General features: G+C 38.7%; 16 protein-coding genes and 4 tRNA genes. 10 read left to right on the top strand and 10 right to left on the bottom strand.

Translation table 11 applies throughout. The features are described 5' to 3' along the window. Window positions 1-7: 7 nt before the first annotated feature. Window positions 8-685: a lipoprotein-releasing ABC transporter ATP-binding protein LolD gene (gene lolD / locus AC1M9J_RS04920; protein ID WP_035266856.1), complete on the bottom strand. Its 678-nt coding sequence runs from the start codon at window positions 683-685 to the stop codon at window positions 8-10. Then, window positions 678-1,913, bottom strand: coding sequence for a lipoprotein-releasing ABC transporter permease subunit (locus tag AC1M9J_RS04915; protein WP_481591824.1), 1,236 nt, complete (start codon window positions 1,911-1,913; stop codon window positions 678-680). The genes lolD and AC1M9J_RS04915 overlap by 8 nt, the downstream gene beginning before the upstream one ends. Before the next feature lie 23 nt (window positions 1,914-1,936). Between AC1M9J_RS04915 and AC1M9J_RS04910 the strand changes: the two genes are divergently transcribed. Further along, on the top strand, window positions 1,937-2,512 hold the full coding sequence (locus AC1M9J_RS04910; RefSeq protein WP_481951981.1) for a PilZ domain-containing protein: 576 nt from the start codon (window positions 1,937-1,939) through the stop codon (window positions 2,510-2,512). A 9-nt stretch (window positions 2,513-2,521) separates the two neighbouring features. Here AC1M9J_RS04910 and AC1M9J_RS04905 read toward each other — a convergent pair whose 3' ends face one another. After that, window positions 2,522-3,430, bottom strand: coding sequence for a DMT family transporter (locus AC1M9J_RS04905; RefSeq protein ID WP_481588953.1), 909 nt, complete (start codon window positions 3,428-3,430; stop codon window positions 2,522-2,524). A gap of 23 nt (window positions 3,431-3,453) precedes the next feature. Beyond that, window positions 3,454-3,921, bottom strand: a complete 468-nt coding sequence (locus AC1M9J_RS04900; protein WP_035266848.1) for a YaiI/YqxD family protein — start codon at window positions 3,919-3,921, stop codon at window positions 3,454-3,456. 270 nt (window positions 3,922-4,191) lie between these two features. Here AC1M9J_RS04900 and AC1M9J_RS04895 point away from each other — a divergent pair. The 6 genes from AC1M9J_RS04895 to AC1M9J_RS04870 all read left to right on the top strand — a co-directional run bounded on the left by AC1M9J_RS04895 (window position 4,192) and on the right by AC1M9J_RS04870 (window position 7,860). Next, window positions 4,192-4,267 (top strand) — tRNA-Glu (locus tag AC1M9J_RS04895). 108 nt (window positions 4,268-4,375) lie between these two features. Further along, on the top strand, window positions 4,376-5,788 hold the full coding sequence (locus AC1M9J_RS04890) for an amino acid permease (protein WP_035266846.1): 1,413 nt from the start codon (window positions 4,376-4,378) through the stop codon (window positions 5,786-5,788). 214 nt (window positions 5,789-6,002) lie between these two features. After that, window positions 6,003-6,078 (top strand) — tRNA-Glu (locus tag AC1M9J_RS04885). Window positions 6,079-6,102: 24 nt separating this feature from the next. After that, window positions 6,103-6,178 (top strand) — tRNA-Glu (locus tag AC1M9J_RS04880). 45 nt (window positions 6,179-6,223) lie between these two features. Next, window positions 6,224-6,299, top strand: a tRNA-Glu gene (locus AC1M9J_RS04875). A gap of 157 nt (window positions 6,300-6,456) precedes the next feature. Continuing rightward, a complete protein-coding gene (locus tag AC1M9J_RS04870; RefSeq protein ID WP_481608708.1) occupies window positions 6,457-7,860 on the top strand; it encodes an iron-containing redox enzyme family protein in 1,404 nt (467 codons plus the stop codon). 59 nt (window positions 7,861-7,919) lie between these two features. Here AC1M9J_RS04870 and AC1M9J_RS04865 read toward each other — a convergent pair whose 3' ends face one another. The 6 genes from AC1M9J_RS04865 to AC1M9J_RS04840 form a co-directional block, all read right to left on the bottom strand. After that, window positions 7,920-9,164, bottom strand: a complete 1,245-nt coding sequence (locus tag AC1M9J_RS04865) for an NADH:flavin oxidoreductase/NADH oxidase family protein (RefSeq protein ID WP_481951980.1) — start codon at window positions 9,162-9,164, stop codon at window positions 7,920-7,922. Between the two features lie 102 nt (window positions 9,165-9,266). Further along, window positions 9,267-10,844 (bottom strand): dipeptide ABC transporter ATP-binding protein, encoded by a 1,578-nt coding sequence (locus AC1M9J_RS04860; RefSeq protein ID WP_481951979.1) that lies wholly within the window; start codon window positions 10,842-10,844, stop codon window positions 9,267-9,269. After that, window positions 10,822-11,832, bottom strand: a complete 1,011-nt coding sequence (locus tag AC1M9J_RS04855) for an ABC transporter permease (RefSeq protein WP_481591818.1) — start codon at window positions 11,830-11,832, stop codon at window positions 10,822-10,824. The genes AC1M9J_RS04860 and AC1M9J_RS04855 overlap by 23 nt, the downstream gene beginning before the upstream one ends. Before the next feature lie 2 nt (window positions 11,833-11,834). Continuing rightward, window positions 11,835-12,905 (bottom strand): microcin C ABC transporter permease YejB, encoded by a 1,071-nt coding sequence (locus tag AC1M9J_RS04850; protein ID WP_481951978.1) that lies wholly within the window; start codon window positions 12,903-12,905, stop codon window positions 11,835-11,837. 11 nt (window positions 12,906-12,916) lie between these two features. Beyond that, window positions 12,917-14,770 (bottom strand): extracellular solute-binding protein, encoded by a 1,854-nt coding sequence (locus tag AC1M9J_RS04845; protein WP_481951977.1) that lies wholly within the window; start codon window positions 14,768-14,770, stop codon window positions 12,917-12,919. Window positions 14,771-14,803: 33 nt separating this feature from the next. Next, complete coding sequence (locus AC1M9J_RS04840) at window positions 14,804-18,016, bottom strand: LysM peptidoglycan-binding domain-containing protein (protein ID WP_481951976.1); 3,213 nt, start codon at window positions 18,014-18,016, stop codon at window positions 14,804-14,806. A gap of 215 nt (window positions 18,017-18,231) precedes the next feature. Between AC1M9J_RS04840 and dnaQ the strand changes: the two genes are divergently transcribed. From dnaQ to nudC, 3 genes are all read left to right on the top strand, one after another. Continuing rightward, a complete protein-coding gene (gene dnaQ / locus AC1M9J_RS04835; RefSeq protein ID WP_481595869.1) occupies window positions 18,232-19,671 on the top strand; it encodes a DNA polymerase III subunit epsilon in 1,440 nt (479 codons plus the stop codon). A 118-nt stretch (window positions 19,672-19,789) separates the two neighbouring features. After that, window positions 19,790-21,430, top strand: a complete 1,641-nt coding sequence (locus tag AC1M9J_RS04830; RefSeq protein WP_481951975.1) for a chemotaxis protein — start codon at window positions 19,790-19,792, stop codon at window positions 21,428-21,430. Beyond that, the gene (nudC, locus tag AC1M9J_RS04825; RefSeq protein WP_481595867.1) at window positions 21,430-22,188 is read left to right on the top strand and encodes an NAD(+) diphosphatase; all 759 of its coding nucleotides are present in this window, start codon (window positions 21,430-21,432) and stop codon (window positions 22,186-22,188) included. The genes AC1M9J_RS04830 and nudC overlap by 1 nt, the downstream gene beginning before the upstream one ends. Window positions 22,189-22,190 lie beyond the last annotated feature (2 nt).

Below are 22,190 nucleotides of genomic sequence, written 5' to 3'. Positions count from 1 at the left end.
TTTTAGGCTATACCCACAATCCATCTTGCATATGCAAAATCTTATCAGCAGTTTGTGCGAGCTGTTCATCATGGGTCACGATGAGCATTGCCATATTAAATTCTTTACGCAGATCGGAAAGCAATTCAAAAATTGTGACGGCAGTTTTACGATCTAAATTTCCAGTAGGCTCATCTGCCATCATCAATTTAGGTTGAGCCACTAAAGCCCGTGCAAGCGCAACGCGTTGTCGCTCACCGCCAGATAACTCACCTGGTTTATGCGTTAAACGATGTGATAAACCCACTTTATTCAACAAATATTCTGCACGTTCTTTTACTTCTTTAAAATTTGCATCTTTACGTAACATCAGCGGCATTGATACATTTTCTAAAGCCGTAAACTCAGGAAGTAAATGGTGAAATTGATACACAAATCCGAGGTGTTCATTACGTAGGAAACCGCGTTCAGCTTCGCCTAAAGTGTCAAAACGCTGCCCATTAAGCATCACTACACCTTCGGACGGACGATCAAGCCCCCCTAATACATGTAACAGCGTACTCTTACCCGAACCACTTGATCCAACAATTGAAACAAATTGTCCTTGCTCAACAACTAAATCCAATCCCTTAATCACTTCAACAGTTGATTTACCATCTGTAAAATGTTTATGAATATTTTTGGCTTCTAAGACAATATTACTCATAGCGTAAAGCCTCTGCTGGTTGAACTTTGGCAGCACGCAGCGCTGGATAAATTGTTGCAAGGAAACTTAGCGCTAGTGATAAGCTAACAATCACCACCACATCTTGCCAACGTAGATACGATGGTAAATAGTTAATGAAATATGCATCGAACAAATTTAGTCCAAAAGCAGTGTTCAACCAGCCAATAAATCCACTAATGCTCGTTGCAAAGATGATACCTAGTGCTGCTCCTGCCAGTGTTCCTACAACACCAATCACCGTACCCTGTACCATAAAAATCTTAGTGATCGTTGCTGGTGAAGCACCTAAGGTTCTTAAAATAGCAATGTCAGATTTTTTATCAGTAACCACCATCACCAATGAAGATACAATATTAAATGCTGCAACCAAGACAATGAGGAAAAGTAAAAGGCTAACCATTGCTTTTTCCATCTGAATGGCACTAAAGAGATTGCCGTGCGTATAAGTCCAATTTGATGGATAGAAATTGCCTCGTAAATCCATAACAACTTCTTCAGCGACTTGTGGTGCTTTGAAGATATCATCTAGCTTCATACGGATACCTTGTGCACCATCCGGCAGTCTCAACAATGTCGAAGCATCATTTAGCGCGATGTAACCCATCATCGAGTCCACTTCCGCACCAATACTAAAAATACCGACAATTTTAAAACGTTTAAATCTTGGAACAACGCCAGCGGGTGATGGTGTCGCTTCAGGTAATACCAATGTTACATTGTCATTGAGACTTAAACCTAAAGCATCCGTCATCTGCTTGCCCAAAACAATCCCGAACTCACCTTTCTTTAATGAGTTGATGTCGCCTTGAACCATATGATTTTGAATAATAGATACATTTTTTTCATAGTCAGGCTCAATACCCGTGACCATTATCCCTGCAACCTGTCCTTGGGCTGTTAACATCCCCTGCAACTGTGTAAAAGGTGCAACACCCGTCACATGTTCATGTTGGTCTATTTTCTTTGCAAGCTCAGGCCAGTCTGTTAGAATTTGTGTAGAGGAAACAGTCGCTTGAGGTACCATTCCCAAGACACGGTTTTTTAATTCACGATCGAAACCGTTCATTACAGATAACACAGTAATGAGAACAGCGACGCCCAAAGTCAGACCGATCATGGAAACTAAAGCAATAAAAGAAATAAAGTGATTACTTCGCCGTGCGCGAGTGTATCTCAACCCTATATACAGCGAGATCGGTTTAAACATACCATCTAGTCCGAGGTGTTTTAATGGAAAATCTTCAGCATCAAAGTGGCAATATTGAAAGACGCGTCATGTCACGTATTGATGCTGCCTTAAGAATAAATTATCAGATCATCACTAAAGATGTCGCTTTGAATGATCCCTATGATTCAAATTTTGTACTACCGCGCTATTTTCTCTTACTTGCAGAATTAGATCAATTTGATCATGCGCTTATGTACGAATTAGAACAATTAAATCAAAAAGATCAACAAATTGCTCGGATATTATCCTTATTTAATCAAAAATTAAACCTCATTACGGGCTCACTTTACGACTCTATTGTACAAACCATGTTACCAGTACCTACTCAAGTCAATTTGTCTGAAACGGGTTTTAGTTTTTATGCTGAGCAACATATCCCTGAACAAACCTATATACACATCACATTGAGTCACCCTGAAAATGATTTTCATATCGCTGCAACTGCACAAGTTGTCTACAGCAATCAAGAAGAAAATGGGCTGTTTAGAACCGGTGCATATTTTCTAACGTTACATCCCCAAGACAAAGTAAAGTTAACAGAAGCCTTGAGGCATTTAAAAAACTCACAGAATCGCTGAGCATCCAACTTAAGGCTTTAATACTTTTTGTTTAAATTTCTGATTCGCTTCTATATCCCGATAAAAATACATAAACAATCCCAGAAGTAGGATCATTGCTCCCAGTATCATACCTAGCGTTAATTTCTCATGATTAAATGCAGCGCCTACACCAAGTGCTAGAACTGGAGTCATTACATTTGTCAGTGACAATGTCGTCGGTTGGATTTTTTTGACCAAATAGAAATAACAAAACATAGCCACTAATGAAGCCATAACAACAGAATATATGATCGCAAGTAATGACTTCATTGAAGGTAATTCAGTAGGTAAATATTTCCATATAAATGGCACAATTAAACATGCAACAAAGGTAGAAACCAGTATTGAACCTGTCGCCTGTGCCATCGGTGCTACATCAGCATTTATTTTTTTTACCCAAAAAATTGACATTGCGTATGAAAAAACGCTAAGCAACATTAAACCAATTCCAATGGGATGGATATGTTGTGATGATCCAGTAAAACTGATCACTACGAGCCCAGTAATCGCGACGATCATTCCTAACCATTGCAGCTTATGCAAATCTTGTTGAAAGATAAATTTTCCAATAAGCCCCGCCATAATTGGTGCTAATCCAAACATCAGTGCAATCATGCCAGAACTTAGATAATCAGTAGCTACATAAGTAAAAAATTGTGAACCAATCAAGCTAAATGAACCAGCAAAATAACTATGCAATGCAATTGAATTTAAAGGAAATTTTACCTTTAAAACAATGAGAAGCAATGCCGCGATAGGCAGTGCCAAGCCTAATCGAATCACCAATGCCCACATTAAATAAATATCTTCTACACTCCACACAATCGCAAGTGGAGTTGTTGCCCAGATGATGACCAATAAGGCATAAATGAGCATAAGTTTAGATTTTTCTGGCATGTGAACTCGATTGATAAGATAAATCAGGCAGTTTTTCTTTTTTGTTTTTGAATCGTTTGATCCAAAGCACTTGAAAATTCACGCTTATCTCTTTCTGAAATTGGCGGTGGTCCACCGGTTTGAACGCCAGCCCCTCTCAAAGTTTCCATGAAATCACGCAAATGTAATCGTGCCTTAATATTAGCTTCTGTCCAAATTTCACCACGTGGATGAATTGCAACGCCACCCTTTTCGATGACTTGAGCTGCTAGAGGAATATCCTGCGTCATGACAATATCATGCTCTTTCATACGTTCGATAATTTCTTTATCAGCTTGATCTGCTCCACTCATCACCTGTATTGAATTAATACGAACAGAAGGAGTTATTCCTACATTTTGATTGGCGACAAAAGTTACTTCAAGTTGATAACGATCAGAAGCTCTTAAAATGACTTCACGCAAAATTTTAGGTAATGCATCAGCATCCACCCAGAGTTTAAATGGCAACACGCCTCTTTCCTTCGTTGTCTTACCACGTCATCTTATCAAATTTTACAGATGGCTGGTTTGATATGATGAATATAAAGCGGATCGTTTTTTTATAGTGAGGACCTTCTCTCCATGTTATTTAAATACATGAAAAATCTTATTGTTGTCAGTTTAATCAAAATTAAAACTAATTGATTGTTTTTGCTTAATGTATGAACGATTAAAACTTTTTTTGATACGAAGCTTTTGACAATTGAAATGTCTATCCTTAATATACAAGCACCTCGCAACGTCCCTATCGTCTAGAGGCCTAGGACATCGCCCTTTCACGGCGGTAACCGGGGTTCGAATCCCCGTAGGGACGCCATTATCGTTTCATACGATCACTCAATATTCAAAATTACTATTATTTCATTGAAGAATTGTAGTTTTTCACTACAATAACTCGCTTCATTTGTTTCGAATTTTCAATCCTATGCACTCATCTCCGAATGATGCTTCGCATCAGGGCAATTCTGCGCCTTTACAACGCGCTATGAGTACTCGACATCTGGTTATGATTTCGCTTGGCGGCGCAATCGGTACTGGACTTTTCTTAGGTTCGGGTGAAGTCATTGCACAAACGGGGCCTGTAGGTGCCATTATTTCTTATATCCTTGGCGGGATTATCGCCTACATGGTTATGCTGTGTTTAGGTGAGCTTGCCGTTCATATGCCTGAGTCTGGTTCGTTTGGTGCTTATGCCAAAAGATATATTGGACCAGGAACAGGCTATACCATCACTTGGTTATATTGGTTAACTTGGTCGGTTACTTTAGGAACTGAATTTACAGCCGCCGCCCTCCTCATGCAGGAATGGTTCCCAGATAGTTCCATGTGGATGTGGACTATAGTCTTTGGTGTATTCGTATTTGTTTTAAATATGATTTCCACAAAATGGTTCGCAGAATCTGAATTTTGGCTGGCCTTAGTTAAAGTTATTACTGTTGTTGCATTTATTCTCTTAGGCCTACTCGCAATTTTTGGCGTAATTGGCTATCAAGGTTACGAAACGGCGCCTTTATTTAGCAATTTAACTGCTCAAGGTTGGTTCCCTGAAGGTCTATTCCCAATTTTTGCTACGATGCTTATCGTAAACTTCGCATTCTCTGGAACAGAATTAATTGGGGTTGCTGCTGGTGAAACTAAAGACCCAGCTAAAAATGTTCCTAAAGCGATTAATACAGCGATTTTTCGTCTGTTGATTTTCTTCGTAGGTACAATCATTGTAGTAACGTCACTTCTTCCACATCAAGAAGCTGGCTTAGCTGCTGAAGGTGTGAGTAGCTCTCCATTTGTGACTGTTTTCCAGCATATTGGTATTCCCTATGCAGAAGATATCATCCGTTTTGTAATTATTACCGCTTTATTATCAGCTGCTAACTCTGGTTTGTTTGCTGCGTCACGCATGATGTGGTCTTTATCTTACAAAAAGCAGCTCCCTGCAGTATTTTCTAGAGTGAATGCACGTGGTATCCCCTATGTTGCAGTGATCGTGACAATGATCGGTGGGTTACCAGGCTTATTGTCAGAACAATTCGCACCTGAGACTATTTTTACCAATTTATTAGGTATTGCTGCTTTTACAATGGTCGTTGTGTGGATGAGTATTTGTTTAAGCCAATTTAATTTCAGACGCGATTGGTATAAGCAAGGGCGCAAAAAAGAAGAGCTGGGCTTTGCTGCTCCATTATTTCCAATTGTCCCAATCTTAGGTTTTGTGTTCTGTTTTATCACATGCTTAAGTATGGTATTTGATCCAAGTATGCGTATTAGCTTTTTCGGGTGTTTAGCGTTCATTGCTGTATGCTATGCCAGTTATTACCTGTTTTATCACGATAAATCTTGATTTTGAAATAGCGACTTCGGTCGCTATTTTTTTGCTTAGACAGTTCCTATTTTTCCAATGCTTTTCTAATATTTCTTGGAGATTTGATCTAAATTTAGCCTTTAAATTCAATATTGTTTTATTTTCATACGAACACACCATTTTTTTAATTTTTTTGCTGAAATGCGTTTGACACCCCCCTATTTTCACCCTATTATACGCCCACCTCTGAAACGTCCCTATCGTCTAGAGGCCTAGGACATCGCCCTTTCACGGCGGTAACCGGGGTTCGAATCCCCGTAGGGACGCCAATTTTCAGAAGTAGATTTTATTAAGTCCCTATCGTCTAGAGGCCTAGGACATCGCCCTTTCACGGCGGTAACCGGGGTTCGAATCCCCGTAGGGACGCCATTAATTTCAATTGAAATAACATGGTTTAAAATATATTTCTGCACTGTCCCTATCGTCTAGAGGCCTAGGACATCGCCCTTTCACGGCGGTAACCGGGGTTCGAATCCCCGTAGGGACGCCATATTCGAGATGATACATCTCATAAAAAAGCCCAAGCATTTAAGACTTGGGCTTTTTTTTATAACTTAGTCACCCTAAAAATCGAACACAAAATAAACAACATTATCATCTTTGCAGGTTATGGTGGTTTAAACCCTTAATAACGCTTGGAGAAGATGATGTTGGACAACACCGTACTTAATCCCCTAGCATCCCCATCACAATTAAATACAATTAGTCCTAAAACAAATAAAGACTGGGTTGAGTTTTTTTTAGACCCTAAAGTGAATCGTGAATGTAAAACAGAATATGCCGAAAGCTATGTTCTTTCCCTATTCGATCAACTCAATACGACTCATTTATCATGGATTGATCAGGTAGACCAAGTTAGGCAACATATACAACACGAACATGATCAAACTTGTTCTAAATTTCAAAGTTATCTAGATCAACGAAAATCAGGCCTTGGGCGTGACTACTTTCCAACCATCTCTCATGCTTTAGAGTTTTTATATAAAGTTGCTCCAGTTAAATATGCAGATGGCTCATGGCTATATTCATCTCTTACGCACCCCTCTTTGTTTGAGAACAAAGATCTAAGCTATATCTACTTAGAAGAACTTGGCTTGGGAGATGCTAAAGCAAATCATGTTTGCATGTATCAAAGCTTACTACGACATTTCGAGCTTGAACCGTACATTAATTATTTAGATGATATTTATTTTGAACAAGCCGCTGTTCAACTTGCTCTCGCATATATATCACATGATTTATTTCCACTGGTAATTGGATTTAACTTGGGTTATGAACAATTACCACTACACCTGTTAATCACCAATTATGAGTTAGCAGAACTTGGAATTGATCCTCATTATTTTAATGTTCATATTACAATTGATAATGCACACAATGGACATGCTGAAAAATCAATACAGGCATTTATTGATCATTATCATCAAGCTCAAGATAAATCAAAATATCTTGAACTGGTGAAAATGGGTTTCCAAATGAATGATCTTGGCTTGAGCTCAACAAATATCATCCGAGAAATTGATCTGACTCAAAGCGTTTATCAACTTCTGCAAAGAAAAGCAGTTGTCGGTCAACATATCCATAACCAAAAATGTCAATTTAATGGCAGATCAATTAACGAATGGCTCGCTCAACCTGAATTAATATCTGAATTTATTCAAATCTTAATTGATAAACAATGGATTATTAAAAACAGGCCTGTCGAAGAAAGTCGTTTTTGGAAACTTATTCACGATAGTGATGGCAAAATGTTTGGTGTGTTTAATGCAACTGAGAAAATGCTGATCAAAGACTGGATTCAAGGGGAATCATTAACTGTTCGTTTAAAAAGAATGCCTGTAACAGGAGATCAAAACTGGCTATCAAAATACAATAATCAACATGAACTTGAACAGATCAAACATCAATGTCATTCATTAGATGATACAAACGATAAACTCGCATTATTAATTCCATATCTATCACCTTACTATCATCCACGAGCGATCGGATTATGGGCAACCCAAGAAGTCTCTAAGTTACTTTTCCCTTTTCAAACACTTGCGCTTTAGTTTTAACTCGCCGCATAAAATAAGGAGCCATAAAGGCTCCTTATATGTATTGATTTATACTATGCAGATTTTCTTGAATTAACTTTGCCCTGAATGATAGCCTTCACATTTCCTTTTGCATAATTCAGAAAAACTTTTAAAGGTGAAAGTTTTGGATTAGGTTGATTACCCTCACCAATCGCTTTGAATTGTGCCGCATACCAAATAATTTCCATAATTGCCATTTTATCAATAAATGGAATCCCTGTTTTAATTGGTTTTACTGCATATCTAACATCGTGTCCTGCAATCAAACGATCAGTTAAATCCGTTTCTACAGCGAGCGGGCGTGCAATTCCAATAAAGTCACATGCACCACTTTCTAAAGCATCATTCATCCCTTTAACGGTTCTGAATCCACCTGTAACCATCAGTTTGCATTTTACTTCTTGACGTATTTTCTCTGCGAAATCTAAAAAGTAAGCCTCACGTGCAATGGTACTTGCTTTACGCTGTTCAGCTTTAGCACCTGCCATTGCGGGCGCTTCATACGTACCGCCTGAAATTTCAATTAAATCGATTCCTGCATCATCAATAGCTTTAAATACTTGAATCACTTCTTCTTCAGTAATTCCACCTCGTTGAAAATCTGCGGAATTCAATTTCACTGAAACGATAAAATTCTCGGATGTTGCAGCTCGAACAGCTTTATAAATTTCTAATAAGAAACGCATACGATTTTCAATGCTGCCACCCCATTGATCATTACGCTTATTGGTCAGTGGCGATAGAAATTCACTGATTAAATATCCATGAGCACCGTGTAATTGAACACCTTCAAAGCCCGCTTTTTCGCATATCGCTGCAGAGGTTGCAAACCTTAGGATTAGATCTAGGATTTCCTCATGCTCGAGAGCCCGTGGAGTAGCAAAGGTAGTAGCCAACATAGCACTAAATGGAACAGCAGACGGTGCAACAGTTTCTTTATTTAAGCCTTTAGGACACTGTCTGCCCGGATGAGACAATTGAACAAGCTGGACCATACCATAACGTTTACCTAGGTCAGCCCATGCCTTTAATTTAGGTAAATCTCGCTCATTTTCGACCACGACGACACCAGGCTCATTCTTCGCACGTAGATCAACCATCACATTTCCTGTGATTGAACACCCTAAACCTCCTCTTGCCCAAGCTTCATACAAGCCTGTGTGCAAATGATTTGGTTCACCAGCAGCATTCGCTAGAGCTTCACTCATTGCGCCTTTAATAATGCGATTTTTGAAAGTTGTATTGCGAATTTGAATCGGCTCAGCAATTTTACTCATCTTGAAGTTCTCAATTTTGTGCTTATCTAAACCTAAAACCAATTAGGCGTGACTTCCCTGAATTTCAGTCTAGAATTGACAATCCTTCTTGTCAAATAACTTTTATAAACTACTTTGTATAAGATGTTGCGTATAAGCATGAATCGGTGCACGGAATAAACGTTCTGTCTCTTGAATTTCTAAAACTTTTGCATCTTTCATCACCATAACTCGATGGCATAACGCTTTCACAATTTTCAGATCATGACTAATAAAGATGTAACTGATCCCTGTTCTCTGCTGTATATCTTGAAGTAATTTCACCAATTTTATTTGTGTATTGCGATCTAATGCAGATGTTGGCTCATCCAGAATGAGTAATTGAGGTTTCAGAATAAGTGCTCTGGCCAGCGATACTCTTTGTCGCTGTCCACCCGACATTTGATGAGGATAACGATCAAGAAATTCTTTTGTGAGATTAACCTCTTCAAGGGCTTGAATCGCGAGATTTAATTTTTCACTCTTTCTCAATTTTTTTAATCTTAACCCTTCAGTTAATAACGACAAAACATCCATTCTTGGATTGAGACTCGAAAAAGGATCTTGAAAAACGATTTGAAAATCTTTTCGATGCGCTCTAAGTTGCTTGTCAGACAACTGATTGAGATTGATACGATTTAATTCAATGGTACCTGTTGACTCTATGAGTCGTGCAAGCGCGAGTGCAGCACTGGTTTTTCCAGACCCACTTTCACCTACAATACCAAGCGACTCTCCTTGTTTAAGCTGGAAACTTAAATCTTCCACCGCTATAAATTGAGTTTTAAATACATTCAGAAAATTCAGCTTAGGTGGATACCGCACTCGAAGATGTTCAGTATTTAAAAGTTCTTTGGCCTGTTCACTGATAGGTGAAATCGAATCAAACTGCTGATTAAGGAGCAGTCGAGTATATTCATGGCGAGGCTGCAGGAATATTTGAGAGACATCACCCTGTTCAACTGTGACACCTTTAGACAAAACCAATACTTGATCAGCATATTGTTGCACCAACCTTAAATCATGACTAACCAAAACTAAGGCCATATTTTTTTGATGCGCTTGGTCTTTAATTAAATTTAAAATTTGCTTCTGTAGTGATACATCAAGGGCTGTTGTTGGTTCATCTGCAATTAAAATTTGAGGTTCCGAAATCAGAGCTGTTGCGATCATCACCCTTTGACGCTGTCCACCAGACAACTGATGTGGATATCGCTTGAGGATGTCTGATGAACTCCCCAACCCTACATCACAAAGCACTTCTTCTATTTTTTTTCGAATGGTTTTTTTCTTAAGCCCCATCAGCCATAAAGGTTCTGAAATAATTTTTTCAATTGTATGTAATGGATTTAGTGCCGTCATTGGCTCTTGAAATATCATCGCGATCTTATTGCCACGTATTAAGCGCAACTGATCTTCGTGTTTTAGACGCAGATCTTCATTTTGAAATATGATTTCACCACTTAAGTCTAGAGCGCGATCTTGAAGACCTAGAAGACTTAGACAAACTAGAGATTTTCCTGAACCACTTTCACCAACAATGGCTACTGTCTCACCCGCATTTAGCTTAAAAGACAAATCAGTTAAGATTTTTTGTTCATTCAACTGAATATTGAGCTTGTTGACTTCAAGTATTGGTTTAGCCTCTTGGATCAAATGCATCTCGAGCTGCCTCCCCAATATAAATAAGAATAGATAACACAACTGCTAGACTAAAAAATCCAGATAAAACCAGCCACGGTGCTGATAGATTATTCTTACCCTGCAGTAAAATTTCACCAATTGAGGCTGTATCAGGTGGCAAACCATAGCCCAGAAAATCCAAAGCTGTAAGTGCGGTAATATTAGCGGTAAGAATGAAAGGAAGCTGTGAGAGTGACGAACTTATAGCATTGGGTAAAATATGTTTGATAATAATTTGACTATCTGTAGCACCGAGTGATCTCGCAGCTCGCACATAGTCCAAATTTCTGGCTTTCAGAAACTCTGCACGAACAAGACCAACTAACGCAGTCCAACCAAACATCAGCATAATTAAAAACAGCCAATATACGCTTGGTGTAAACATGCTCACTAAGATCATCACAATAAATAACATTGGTAGACCACCCCACACCTCTAACAGCCTTTGACCGATCAGATCCAACCAACCGCCAAAGTAGCCTTGGACAGCACCAATGGTAATTCCTATGAATGCAGATCCAATAGTAAGTGCAATGCCGAACAGCAAAGAGATACGAATACCATATATTAATCTTGCCAAGACATCACGACCTTGATCATCTGTGCCTAACCAATTCACGGAGGTCGGTGGAGATGGTACAGCTTCTGCCAATTCATAATTAGGTGTTTGATATGAAAATGGGATGATAGGCCAAATCTGCCATCCATGCTCATTAATCAATTCTTGAACAGCTGGATCTTTATAATCAGCCTCAGTCTCAAAGACACCACCGAATGTTGTTTCAGGATAAGGCTTAAAAATTGGGAAATAAATTTCTTCTTTATAATAAATAAGTATTGGTTTTTCGTTGGCAATAAACTCTGCCCCCAAGGATAAAATAAAGATCGCGATAAATAAAATGAAGCTGAAGTATCCGAGTCGATGTGACTTAAATTTTGAAACTCGTTGATCGAAAAGTGGAGACATTTTTATGCTCCTCGACGATCAAAATTGATTCTTGGATCAATCAATTGATATAGAACATCACTGAGTAATCTCAAAATTAGACCGACCAACGTAAAGATAAACAATGTTCCAAAAATCACGGGATAATCACGCTGCTGAATTGCCTCAAATCCAAGCAAACCCAAACCATCAAGATTAAATATAATTTCTACAAATAGATTACCAACAAAAAAAATTCCGATCAGTGCTTCAGGTAATCCTGCAATAACGATTAACATGGCGTTACGGAAAACATGATTGTATAAAACGCGTTGCTCGGTCAGACCTTTAGCACGAGCTGCCGTCACATATTGTTTATTTAACTCTTCCATAAAAGAGTATTTTGTTAGATATGTGAGGGTCGCAAATCCACCTAATATAATAGTAAGGACAGGCAATGTAAGATGCCAAAAATAATCTCTAACTTTATCAATAAAACTGAGTTCAGCAAAATTCTCAGAGACCAATCCTTGTAATGGGAACCATTGTAAATACGATCCCCCCGAAAAAATCATAATAAGTAGAATAGCAAATACAAAAGTTGGCACTGCATAACCTACCGCCAATATTAAGGAGGTCGTTTGATCAAACAGACTGCCATGTCTTTTCGCTTTGCTGATCCCTAGAGGAATGGCGATACTGTAGATCAGTAAGGTACTCCATAATCCAAGGGAGATCGTGACTGGCATTTTTTCCAAAATTAATGTTGTTACTGATTTATTTTTAAAAAAGCTCGTTCCAAAATCGAGTTGAAAATATCCTTTTAGCATTAGAAAAAAGCGCTCATGCACAGGGCAGTCAAATCCATATTGCGCTTTGATCTGCTCGACCATTTCAGGACTGAGTCCTCGTGTACCCTGATAATGACTCTGGACTTCATTGATATGAGATGTCGAACCAGACACAACACCAATGCCTTGAAACTGTTCAGCTCTCTGTATTGCCTGTTCTACAGGTCCACCAGGAGCAATTTGAACGACGGCGAAATTGATCAGCATTATCAAAAATAAAGTGGGAATGATCAGCAAAAGTCGTTTAAGTATATAAAGACCCATAAATTTAACCTTTAACGTGAGCCTTTACTTCGACCAAGATAAGCAGACACTTTGCGAGCTTGCTGTTGATCTACCCACCAATAATCTTCACCAACAGCGAGTTTGGGTTTAATCTGTGGTTGTTTATACATATTCCAATACGCATACCATTCACGATCATTTCCATAAGTAAGTATCTGATAATATCCTGCACGTAATAAACGATCCAAGATACGTGTATTTAATATTAATTTTTCACGATTAGGCGCATGGATAATACGTTGTATAATTTCATCTATAACGCTATTTTTTACACCAGAAAAATTATAATTTCCCTCTTCATTTGCAGCATGGCTACTCCAAAATTGCGCTTGCTCATTCCCAGGATTAAGCGATTGCGGCATCACCATCGTGGTTAAATCAAAATCATATTGACGCATCCGCTGTAAATATTGAGGCATATCGACTTGCCGAATCGAAACCTGAATACCCAATTTTTTTAAATTTCGAATATAAGGCATGAGCGTCCGTTGTAAGCCTTCTTGATGAAGAAGCAATTCTAATTGAATTGGTTTTCCATCACGCGCATGCAAACTACCATTTTTAAATGAATACCCCTGCTCAATTAAAATTTTCCGAGCAGTGAGTAAGCCTTTACGATTGTAGCCTGTACCATCAGTGATGGGATATTTCCACGCTTTTAATACCCCTTCTCGTTGTAAAGGATGCAACCGAGATAAATAAGGTTTTAATATTGTTAACTCTTTTGGACTTGGGACTGACTTTGCTTCGAGCTCACTAAACTGAAAATGACTTTGTAAACGTTGATATTGTTGATAAAACAATGCTTTATTTTGCCATTCAAAGTCATAAGCATAGGTCATTGCTTGTCTAAAATAGATATCGTTTAGCGGTTTTTTTCGTGTGTTAAAAACGATACTTTGTGTCGGAGCAGGGTTTTGTAAAGCTACACTATATTTTTTAACCAACCCTGAGTTAAATGCTGGAAAGTTGTATTCCGTCTTCCATTTACGAGCAAATTTCTCTTGGTGAAATGTATATTGTCCAGCCTTAAATCCTTCAAATGCAATGTCCGAACTACGGTAATAAACATATTTAATTTGATCAAAATTATAACGACCACGATTTACAAGTAAATCCTTAGCCCAATAATGGGGATTACGCTGATAGGTAATACTACGACCAGCATCAAGATTTTTAATTGTATATGGCCCTGATCCTAAAATGGGTTTGAGTGTTGCTCGACTAAAATCTTTAGATTGCCAATCTTTTTTAGAAAAAATTGGCATCTGTGAAAGTATTGCTGGCATTTCAGTATTACTTTCTGATTTAAATACCATTTTTACGGCATGTTTAGACAGAACCTGAATTTTATCTAAATCAGACAAATACATCTGTAAACCGGGATTGGTTTTGGTTAAATACATTTCAAACGTGAATTTAACATCATCAGCCAGTACAGGAGATCCATCACTAAATCGAGCACGTGGATTTAAATGAAAAATCACAAATTTTGTTCGGGTTGGATCAAACTGAATTTTCTCAGCCAAAAGTGGATAAAACACATTTGGTTCATCTAATGACTTGGAAAATAGCGTATCGAACAAGTAATTTGTACCTTCAACCCAACTTCCTTGCCCATTCATACCGTTTAGATTATCAAATGTCCCATCAGCCGCTTTCACCAACTTTCCACCCTTTGGTGCGTCTGGGTTGGCATATGGCATCGCATCTAAATTCAGATATTTCGGTTTTGACTGTAAAGCAATATAAGGCGTCGTTTGAAGATTTGCCCATGCACTGATATGAATGGGCAAGACGAGGAAAATAAACTTTGCTTTTGACAAAGTTGATGAAATGCGCATCTCGATATGAAATTCCTGATTGCTTAAGCAGACTTAAGAATGTGGAACTTTAATCGTAGCACCAATCTGTAAAGGTGTGTTTGGTTTCAAACCATTCATTTCTGCAAGCTGATCAATGTCTATACCAAATCGATTCGCAATTCTGTACAGGGAATCACCACTACGGACTTTATAATCTGTGACCACTTTAGGAACTTGAATAATTTGGCCTCTTTGCAATCCAGCACGTAGGTTTAACTTATTGAGGTCTGCAAGTTCTTTTGCAGTCATGTCAAATCGTGTAGCAATAACATGAAGAGACTCGCCTGATTTGACAGCATAATCCTCTGTATCACGCGATTTTGATTGACGGACTGGTGTTTTTTCTGTACTTGCAGCCGTCTTTTCAACATCGCCACTTACTTTTAATTTTTGACCAATTTGAAGGACTGATCTCGAGTTTAGATCATTCAACGTAAGTAATGATTGAAGCGGCATATCATATTGTCGCGCAATACTTGCTAAGGTCTCTCCACTCTTCACAGTGTGAAACTCCACTTTCTCAGCAACCGAATTATTTCGTGTCGAACTCTGCTTAGTGGAAGCTTTATTTTCATCTTCTTTCAAATTCAGCTTTTGCCCAACTTGTAATCCAGCATTCGTTCGCAAGCCATTCATTTCTGCTAACTGTGCAACAGAAAGATTATATTTGCTTGCAATGGCATTCAGGCTATCGCCTGATTGAACAACATATTGCTCTGGTACTTTAGATCCCGCTGGTACTTTAATGGTTTGACCAACCATCAATCCTTTTTCAATATCCAAATTATTCAGTGTCGCCAACTCAACAACGGTTAACTTATGCGCATTTGCAATGTTGTACAACGTATCTCCTCGTTGTACGCGGTAAGTTTCAGTCTGAATTTCAGGTACAGTTTTAGCATTACTCGCGCGAGTTGTTGATGAAGCTGTAGCAGATTGCACTTCTTCTAAAGGAACATTAATTTTTTGACCCGCGTACAGGCTACTATCAGCTTTCAGTCCTGAGCTTAATGACGCTAACTCTTGAGTCGAAAGTCCATATCGATCAGCGATTAACTTTAAGTATTCGCCACGTTTAACCGTATAAGATTTCGTTTGGACCTTTGTTACAGCTTGTTCTGTTTTGCTTGATTTAGATGCTTGAGACTGGATTAGATTTAACTTCTGTCCAACCAGTAAATTACTATTGATAGTTAGACCATTCAATTCAGCCAATTGTTGGACACTCAAATCAAACTGGTTTGCAACACTAGTCAGACTATCATTTGCTTTTACAATATAACTTGCTGGCTTTATATCCGTTTTCTGAGCAGATGCTACTGGTTTAGCATCGTAGAGATATAGAGTCGCACCTACATATAAGGTTGCATTTGGATCTACTTGGTTCCATTTTGCAATATCTCTCCAACTTACGCCGTTTTTCATTGCAATAATTGCTAGCGTGTCACCAGGGAGTACCGTATACGTACTACGCTTACCCTTAGGTGGTTCTACAACCACTTCACTTTCAGTTTTCTTAAATGCCTTACCTTGATTAAGCTGGGCTTCCTCAGAAGTAGGCAATGTACTTTCTGCCACAGATTTAGGATAAGCAAAGCCAACTTTAACTTCTGAACCTTGTCCTGCTGCCACAGATTGACTTGTTTGAATCGCAGTTAATTTAATCTTGCCATCCAACGGATCGACAATCTCAGTACCTTGAGGTGCAATGGCGCTAATCTCTCTAACGACTTCCGCTTTTTCTGCTTCAGTGGCCTGTGGTTCAATGACCGAGGCAATAATTTGATCAGAACTCGTAGTTGTTGTAGTTTTTTCAGGTGCAATTGAAGCTAAGATTTTGGCTTTTTCTTCAGCAGTGATTTCGGGTTCGACACGTACAGGTTTAACATTTTGCGCCGGTGTAACAGCAACAGGTATACGAGGTGCGCTTGGCACCACTGCCGAAGCAGCAAAAGCTGCCAATGCATCAGAACCAGAAGGAGTCCTACCCTTCGAAGTTGAAATTGTTGTAGAAACTGAAGCTGTTTGAGTATTATTAACTGGCTTCACTGTTTGAGTTGCCAATACGGAAGCATTTGAAGCTTTTGGTGTATTTACTGTCGTTGTAATTGTGGTTGCTGGCGTAGATGTAGAAACAGGGCTTGAAGCGCTCGTCCATAGACCTGTACTGCTTGGTTTGAGTGCTTTCAGTTTACGATCAATATTTGGATTTAAATCTGCTGGAATTAAAATTCGCTGTGGACTTTGAGGATCAATGATATCACCACGATGCCCTGGATTCAGTTGATAAAGTTCTGCACGACTTAAGCCTGTCAGAGAAGCAATTTCGTTTAAACTCGCACCTGCTGGAACTGGAACTTCTCTAAAGTGAGGACGATTCGCAATTGGTGGTAATCTGACGCCATACTTTTCAGGGGATTTGATAATCTGTGCAACCGCAAGGAAACGTGGAACATAGTTCATTGTCTCTTGAGGCAAACGTAATGACCAATAATCTGTAGGCAAGCCAGCAGCCTTATTACGGTTAATCGCTTGTTGAATACGTCCAGGACCAGCGTTATAAGCCGCTAAAGCTAATTCCCATGAACCGAATTGGTTATATAAACTTCCTAAAAACTCGTAGGCTGCACGTGTAGACTCAACTACATCACGACGTCCATCATACAAATTGGTCTGTCTTAATCCATAAATACGACCTGTACTTGGGATGAATTGCCACATCCCTGCAGCTGCCGCTGAACTCGTTGCAGCTGGATCATAGGAACTCTCAATGACGGGAAGTAAAGCAAGTTCAGTAGGTAATCCACGGCGCTCTGCTTCCTTTACAGTATGATAAAGATAACGAGAAGCTCGAGCGGATAAACGATCCAGATAAGGCTGACGCGTAATAAACCAACTTCTTTGAGCATCAATCCGTGGATCCCACTTTGTTTCATCCATTTTAAAACCAACGGTCATACGTTTCCAAACATCGCCGTGTTTTAAAATAAGTAAACGATCACCTTCAACTGCACGCATATCAGTTGCAGATAAAAGATCTTCAAGTGAATCTAAGCTACTGGCATCTAACATGCCGAGTTGATTCGACTTTTGCGTCTTTGCAGAAGTGGGACTCGCTGTACAGCCAGTCATTACGCCTAATCCGGTTACTGCGGAAGTAATTACTGAAATTTTAAATAAAAAAGTTGCAGATGGCTGCCACACTGCGGTGGTTGTTTTAGACATACAAATTCCGAAAGACGCATAGTAAATTTATTGTATATAAGCCATTTTAGAGGAGCTCGTTGTTCAGGCAAGTCTCTTCTTGATGAGTAATTGCTTATAAATGTTACAAGACATTAAAAAATATCCAGTTATCGCACTGATGTTTCGCATTTACGTATACAATAAAATTTCCGAACTTGATGTTCAACACTTTATTCGATTGATTGGTTCAAACTATGTCTGAAATAACACTTTATGTTGATGGCGCATGTCGTGGTAATCCTGGGCTAGGTGGCTGGGGTGCTTACATCATCACTAAGGATACAGAACATAAAATATGTGGTGGTGAACCAGACACGACCAATAATCGTATGGAGTTAACCGCTGCAATCGAAGGAATCAAATTTTGTCCTGTTGATACAAAGCTTATCATTTGGACAGACTCAAACTATGTAAAACGCGGTATTACTGAATGGATCAGTGGTTGGAAAAAGAAAAATTGGAAAGACGTAAAAAATCCTGATTTATGGCAAACTTTGGATCAAGTTTGTCAAGGTCGAGACATTGAATGGAACTGGATTAAAGGTCATGCAGGACATCCAGGCAATGAAATGGCAGATCAGTTAGCTAATCAAGGCGCTGACCAAACGGCTGAACAATTAAAAAATTCCCTGCAAGCGAATGATAAAAAAAAACAGTCTGAAGATTGGTTGCTCAATGATCCGTTTGGTTTAGATCTCAATGATCAAGATGAAGAAGTCGAAGAAGAAGTGGAAATTGATTTAGCACAAAATGATGATCAAGCTAAATACCGCACGGACGAAGTCACCTCAAACTCCTCAGATATTATTAAGGATATTATTAAGACAGTTGATGCACAGGACTTAGGTTCTGAATCTGTAGATCAAAGCGTTCCTCAGTTAGCTGAAAAATCGCATCCACATATTGTGGTCACGCCTGCTCGTTTAAATTTACAAGGACCACGCCAACTGATTTTAGATACGGAAACTACAGGTTTTTATTATCAAGATACAGACCGTATTATCGAGGTGGGTGCGATTGAAATGATCAATCGTAAACTGACAGGAAGTTCAATTCACATTTATATCAATCCCAAAAAACCAGTCGGTGAATCTGAAGCAATTCACGGTATTTCTGATGATTTTTTGAAAGATAAACCTATATTTGAAGAAATCGCTGCTGAACTGTACAAGTACTTAAAAGGTGCAGAAATTATCGCACACAACGCAACTTTCGATATGAACTTCTTAGATATGGAGTTCAAACGTGCTGGCTTTGGTACGCTTTCAGAAGTCTGCACAGTGACTGATACACTTGCAATGGCAAAAGCGAAACATCCAGGTCAAAAGAACTCATTGGATGCATTAGTGAAGCGCTACGAAGTTCCACAGCGTGATCGTACCTTCCACGGTGCTTTACTGGATGCAGAAATTCTGTCAGATGTTTATTTAGCCATGACAGGTGGTCAAGTTTCATTTGATATCGATGCACTCTCAGCGCATGATCATCATTCTGAAACTGGACAAAATCAGTACCAAAAAATTGAGGTAGATTTACCAATCATTTATGCTTCTGATGAGGAATTAGCAGCACACCAAAAATGGATCGAAGATTACCAAGAAAAAAATGGCGAGCCGTGCTTATTTGCTAAATAATCTTCCATCTGCTTGATTCATTTTGTAAAGTACGATCAGTTCGGCTATATTCATTTAGAGCAAAAATTCCCCTTATCTGGGTCTGAGCAAAATTAACGGCCAACATAGGTTTCGATCGATGTCTTATCAAAGTTCAATTTATTTAGACCCTACAGCATTACTTATTGTTAAAAAAGAAATTGATCAAATCATCGATCAGGTCGAAAATACAGTATCAGAGCTTATTGAGGATCAAACACTTCCTTTTGGGATAGATGACTCATTCATTCGACTTGAACAATCCAATCAAGTTTTTGCCATGATCCAGCTTCCTCATCTCGCACAACTTGCACACTACTGCGCGCAAGTCATGTCAAAGATGATGCAAAATCCAACTGCAAAAAACCTGAAATACGCTGCTGCATTAAGTGATGGTACAACGATGCTAAAGCGATATATCGAATTTATTTGCTTACGTGAAGTCGATGTCCCCCAATTTCTCTTAGATACACTTAACCATCTTGAGCGAGTATTGAACATCCCTTGCACAGCTTTGGGTAATGGAATTCAGACCACTCAGAAACAATTAACTTTAACACCGCAAGCTTCATCGAATCAGATTAATTCATCTGATTATTGGAATACACTATATAAAGATTGTTTAATAAAATTAGTGACGCAAAATGAAACTGAAGACTATTTTGATCGTTTTAAACTCATTGTAGATCATATAGCACTGCTCTCTCTTGAAACACCGAGTCAACAATATTGGCTTCTGATGCAAATCGCATTTAATCAACTTGACCAACTCATTCTCAGTGATGCACGCCTAAAATGGTTGGCTAAAGTTGGCAGTCAGATCCGAGAGTTTTTAAATGCACCCCAGCATTTTCAGGTCGATGAAACTGACTTTGCTAATGCTTTAGCGATTTGTATTAGCCAAGAAAACTACGATTCACAAATGCTTCGTGAGTATTTTCAAATCTCGGACAACATTTTGACTGATGTTCAACTACAAATTTTTAGTCGCCATCTGTTTGGACCTGATCAAAGAACAATCGATACCGTTGCTCACTTGATTACAGAAGAATTGAATCAATTAAGGTTAGATATTGAAAGTCACTATCAAAGTTTTACTGACGATCAAATTTTAGATATTCGCTTAAAGCTCTATCGTATGGCAAATATCTTTTTAGTGATGAATCTTAATGAAGCTTATGCAGAAATGAAACTGCAAGCAGAGCATTTTCATCGAACCTATATTCAACAAAATGCCGATTTTGCTCAACGATTAATGAACAGCATGCTGTCGGCTATGAACTCTATCGGGATTTTGAAGCGAAATTTTGCACCAACTCGCATTCAACTTGATGTGAATAATATGAATATATCACTGGATCGGTTAGATGATGCGCATGAAACGCTGCAAAAAGAAGCTCGAATTCTCTTGCAAGAACTAGGCGATAAACTTTTTCAAAACAATGATGCTCAAGACACAAATGATTTATTAAACATCACAACCAATTTAAGACAATTAAGCGGTGCTGCTCTATTTCTTGATGCTCAAATATTAAGTAATGCGCTAAAAAATAGTGCTGAGGCGGTTGAACACTATTACGATATTCAGAAATCACTCACCCACCAACAACTTCAGCACATTCTAGATGTGCTTGCCAGTCTAGAACTTCATCTTGATGGCTTGAAGTATGATTATCCTATTCATAAATCAGTATCTGAGACTGCACTCATCAGCAGTCAAAAAATTAAAGCGGTTGCCTAATGTCTGAACTCTCTGTTGCTTATATTTTTAAACAACATCAACTTCTCGTCGATGAAAACTTCCAATTACCACGTGTTGAACGTTTAGAGAGTGATCTGATTTTCCAATCTGGTGATCAAGTAATTGCACGAGATCTACATATTGAAGAAGCAATTCCTAAAGGTTATCAACTTGTGCCAATCCGACAGTTGATCACTCAATGGTCTAAGCAACAATTTGAACAAGCGAGTCGAGCAGTTCAATTATTAGAATGGCGTCGTAATCATAAATTTTGCAGTCATTGCGGTACAGTAACAGATGTGCACCGTTCAGAATATGCCATGATCTGCCCAGCATGTAATTATCACCAATACCCTCGTGTTCAACCTTGTGTCATTACGGTAATTACACGAGGTGACAATGAAATTTTGCTCGCGAAAAATGCAAAAAATAAATCCAATATGTATGGTTTGATTGCAGGTTTTGTCGAAGTTGGTGAAACTTTAGAAGAGGCTGTGCAACGCGAAACCATGGAAGAAATTGGTCTAAACGTTAAAAATATTCAATATCTTGCCAGCCAACCTTGGCCATTCCCAAGTAATTTAATGATTGCTTTTCGAGCCGAGTATGATTCAGGTGAAATTGTGCTTCAAGAAGATGAAATTAGTGATGCCCAATTCTTTAAATTTGATGACTTACCAGAAATTCCATTTGCAGGAAGTATTGCGCATGCCATGATTCAACATGTCATTCACAATACTCCTTTCAAATCTGAATAACT

This window comes from Acinetobacter sp. ANC_7588, from assembly GCF_056783995.1.
Note: the sequence above shows the minus strand (reverse complement) of the source record. Positions and strands in the feature narration are given on the sequence as shown.